Here is a 2,285-nt window from a genome sequence, read left to right on the forward strand (position 1 = left end):
AATCCGCGACCGCGCTGCCGGTGCCGTTCTCGTCGGTCAGGCGGTTGTACAGGACCCAACTCTCTTTCGCGCGGGTCTTCAGGAGGTGCCCCTGGATCACATCGGTCGAGTAGTTATAGCGAAATACGAGTTTGGTGCAGGCTTGCCCGATATACAAGGAATGCGTGGCCGGGTCGGGGACCGGTCCGCAGTGCTCGAACGCGCAGTACTCGAGGAGGATCTCGCCAGCGCCGCCCAGGATGCCGTTTTCGCAATCGTAGAAGCGGCAGTTCCGCACGGTGAGATTTTTGCCTTCGGGCCGGATGCCGGCGCCGTTGCGATCGGGGACCCGCGCGCCGGAGAACTCGATATTTTCCACGGTCGCGTCGTTCCCCCGGATGACCCAGATGGCCTTGCCGCCCGCATCCTGGCCATTGGCCGGCAACTTGACGCGCTGCGGGCCGACGCCGCGAATGGTGAGGCTGTTGGCGGTGATGGTGGCCACGTCGCCGTCGTAGGCGCCGGCGGAGTCGATCTCGACCACGTCGCCGTCCTTGGCGGCCCTGAACGCTTCGGAGGGTTTCGCGTACTTCTGATTCGGCCCGACTTTGAGCGTGTCGGCCGAGGCGGCACCGACGGCCAGGAACAGGGCAGCGAAAGAACAGGCCAAAGCAGACAAGCGGTGCATGGAAGGCTCCTCCGTTTGGGGCGGCAGTGCATTCTCACGACGGCGGCGAAAGGCGTCCCGGGGATTCATCCGCCCCGGCGGGTAAACTTCGTTCATCCCCGGGCTTTAAAGGCACGCGGGGGCGGGGTTTGCGTCATGGTTCAACCGGGACCTTGAGTTCGTCCAGGGTCTTGCGGAGCCAGGCCAGGGACCGCTCGATCATCGGCCCGCCCTGCCCCTCGCATTCCATGCTCAAGAATCCTGTGTATCCCGAGTCGCGGAGGATCTCGATACACTGGCGGATGTTGGCGGCGTTGGCGCCATCGCCCAGCGCGCACTGGCTGACGGCGATGCCCGTCTGCCGGCCGCGCGTCGCCGCCGCCAGCGACTCCGAGACGTCCTTGATGTGCACGTGCCGGACTTTCTTCAGGAACCGCTTCAGGAACGCCGCCGGGTCCTGCCCGGCGATGAACGTGTTGCCGGTGTCCATGTTGAGGCCCAGGAACGGCGAGTCGACGAAGGCGAGCATCTTCTCCATCATCTCCGGCCGCGTGGTGAAGTAACCGTGCGGCTCGATGTTGACGGAGACCCGGTGGGCCTCGGCGACTTCGAGTATTTGCTCATACTCATATTTCATGAGGTCCATGGCCTCGTCGTCGGAGAGTCCCTCGGGCTTGTGCATGCCGTCGGTCGTATCGACGTTCGGGCATCCGATCTGGTGTGCCCAGGCGATGGCCTTCATGACGTACGGCACGCCGCGCACCGGTCCGTCCTTGCCGGAGAGGGGGTAGGCGGCATCGACCTGGGAGAACTGCACGCCGTAGCCCTCCATCTTACGGGCCAAGAGGAGCGGGTCTTCGTACAAGGCGACGTGGGGCTGGTATCCCAGGCCGTGAATCCATGAGACGCCGTCGATCAGGCCGCACTCGATGTAGCGGACGGCGTTGGCCTTCGCCCACGCCAGGCACTTTTCGAAACTGAAGTAGGCCGAGTTAAACGCGTCGGTGTGGAATCCGAGTTTCATCGCTTTGCCCTTTCGGTTCGTGGTTCGTCCCTGGGATTGGGAATCCGGCGCCCCCTCCCCGAGAAGGATCGGCTCGCGGGGGAGCCCCAGGCCGGCTGCGCCGCCGGCGACGGCGGCAGTCGTCTTCAGGAAGTTGCGGCGATTGATGCGTTCGGCCATGTTCGTTCCCTCTCAGTCCGGGATTTTCCGGATGCCCCTGCCCACGGCAGCCGTGGGCCTCTGATCTTTGATTGTCTCTCGCTGCCATGATCCTGCAAGGCTTTTCTCGGATTCGGCCCGCCGGCGGGTGAAATTGCGGATTGAACGGAGACACAGCACAGCAAACGCGCTCGACTGCGGCTCGCGGCTAAACGTGAACGGCAGAAGTACGCGCCTCGCCCCGAAAGGGGTCCAACATGGACAGGGACAAGCGAGGCGGCGAAACGTGAACGGCAGACCTTTTCCGTTGCCGTGGTCTGAGGGCCTTCGTAGAATCCCCCTGCTCTTGCCCGGCCGAAGACCTCCTCTGAAAGGTCACCGTTATGCCGCGATTCCGAGGCTTGGAGGCGCCGCTGGAGTGCCACTGGAGAGGGCTTGTCGCCAACCTCCGCCGCGAGGGCACGCCCGACCGCGTGT

General features: G+C 64.3%; 2 protein-coding genes. Both read right to left on the minus strand.

Annotated elements, in window-relative coordinates; genetic code table 11:
* Positions 1–667, minus strand: a 667-nt coding sequence (locus NTX40_01555) for a right-handed parallel beta-helix repeat-containing protein (GenBank protein MCX5647772.1), incomplete at its 3' end; no start/stop codon positions are given.
* A 133-nt stretch (positions 668–800) separates the two neighbouring features.
* The gene (locus NTX40_01560; protein ID MCX5647773.1) at positions 801–1,829 is read right to left on the minus strand and encodes a sugar phosphate isomerase/epimerase; all 1,029 of its coding nucleotides are present in this window, start codon (positions 1,827–1,829) and stop codon (positions 801–803) included.
* Between the last annotated feature and the right edge of the window lie 456 nt (positions 1,830–2,285).

It is taken from the genome of Planctomycetota bacterium, from assembly GCA_026387035.1.
GTDB lineage: Bacteria > Planctomycetota > Phycisphaerae > FEN-1346 > FEN-1346 > JAPLMM01.

Excerpts from the sequence above, each read along its gene's own strand:
- NTX40_01560 (MCX5647773.1), bottom strand. The coding sequence starts at position 1,829 with ATGGCCGAACGCATCAATCGCCGCAACTTCCTGAAGACGACTGCCGCC.